The sequence below is a fragment of the Cupriavidus sp. FW305-46 genome (genome assembly GCF_058787075.1).
On sequence record NZ_JBYSZI010000133.1, the window covers coordinates 1 to 1,706 of the forward strand.

Sequence of the window (1,706 nt, forward strand, 5' to 3'; positions counted from 1 at the left end):
CCCACCTTCGAGACGGGGGTGTAAATGCTTCTCACGAGTTCGCGCCGACGCAGGCAAACGCCCTTTCCATTTTGGAAGTCATATATCGGCGCTTGGCGTCGCCTTTCCATCTTCCGACTGGTGCGCCAAGTATTCATGGTCAGCTCCTTATTTCTAGCGGGATGTGGAGCATTTGTAAGTGGCACTATTTCAACGGCGAATAGCGTTGATCAAGCTCTCACTCGCGAGCGCATTACAAAGCTGCGCGCGCAGCAGATTGAACAGATCCGAGCCCTGCAAGCTAAAGGTGATCCGATGGGTGATTATCTATTTGCACTCGCCAATGCGGAAGGGTGGATCGGGGAGGATCGTATTAGCGACCCCGTGGCAATAAAGAACCTTTACGAGAAGGCTGCCGGAAAGGGGTCGAGCGACGCAATGATCGCTCTCGGTTTAATGCTTTTCGATGGTCGTGGTGCACCCCAATACACCAAAGGGGTCTACCTGCCCTACGAGCAACAAAACTGGAAGAAAGGACTGGAATGGATAGAGCGAGGGATGAAAATCCGATGTTTCTATGCGCAACCTCTATATCTTGCCATCTCCTCTCCTGGGTCGCAGTGCTTGGTATATCGATCGCCTGCGGTATGGATTTGGCCAGACTTTAGAGATGGCAGATATAAAAGAGATTCGAATGGCAAGTATGTGCCGATAATCGAGAAGAACAAAGAGCTTGAAGATTATTGGCACACAAAAGATGCCATGTGTAATGTCGCGGCTGAAGTCCAGCGAACAAAGCGCCATTGCCAAATGAACTGAATATAGACTCCGCTCCTTACCATGACAATGCCGAATCAGGCAGATGGAATGGTCCTCGCGAGTCTGGCGTATCCGGACAGCCGTGCAGAGTTAACCGCAGGTTGGACTCCGATGGCGCCGTCGAGGATCGCCGGACCTAGCGGAGCTCAGTTCACAGATGGATGGAATGAGCAACGAAACAGCAGTGGAGTCCTAGAGAATCGATTCGAGATATTCGTAAATCCGACCAAACAAGAAATTACATTCTCGTTCAAAGGTTCTGATGCATTATCAAATTGGACATCTGATGTCCTAAATAATGGGTCTAGTGAATTCTTTAAGATTCAAACACAGGCGCAGAAAGCGCTTGATGCCATCTTGGAGAATCCTGCATATGACGGATATTCGATCTCGACTACCGGCCATAGCTTAGGCGGCGGAATGGCGCAGACGTTTGCGCTAAAAAACAATCTCGATACACAGGTCTACAACAGTCTTCCAATCCCATCGGCGACGATCAATGGCGACTATTTTGGCGTTGGCGGCTATGAGGCAGCCTTGGCACGATATGTTGCTGCAGGACACAACGTACAAGATATTCGTACGCCGAACGATATTGCAACCTTCTACTACAGTCGGGATTCCGCCGGTGTCTATCTTTCAGAGCTGACTGATCAACAAGTCACGATGTTACCGGGCACATTTATGCCCGAAGCGTTCAAGACCATTCTGCTTGCGGGAGCAACCCCCTTCGGTTTGGCTACGTTTGGGATGGACCATACGATGGGAGCGCTGTTTGCTGGGCAACAAGGGCTCAGCATTGATCCAGCTACTGGCAAATACCGAATTCCGCCGAATCACGCCGATTTTGCGGCTATCCCTGCCAATGTGCGTGAGCAATTCGGAAGCCTAAGCTCCAGCCCGGTGGC

At 50.8% G+C, this 1,706-nt stretch carries 2 protein-coding genes; both read left to right on the forward strand.

Translation table 11 applies throughout. The annotated features are described in order from the left end of the window. Positions 1-135: 135 nt before the first annotated feature. Complete coding sequence (locus AC3WON_RS31055; protein WP_492353478.1) at positions 136-798, forward strand: hypothetical protein; 663 nt, start codon at positions 136-138, stop codon at positions 796-798. Between the two features lie 21 nt (positions 799-819). Beyond that, a partial coding sequence (locus AC3WON_RS31060; RefSeq protein WP_492353479.1) for a Tle-like phospholipase domain-containing protein occupies positions 820-1,706 on the forward strand: 887 nt, incomplete at its 3' end.

Bases quoted from the DNA above. Each gene is read 5' to 3' on its own strand.
- AC3WON_RS31055 (WP_492353478.1), top strand. From the start codon at position 136: ATGGTCAGCTCCTTATTTCTAGCGGGATGTGGAGCATTTGTAAGTGGC.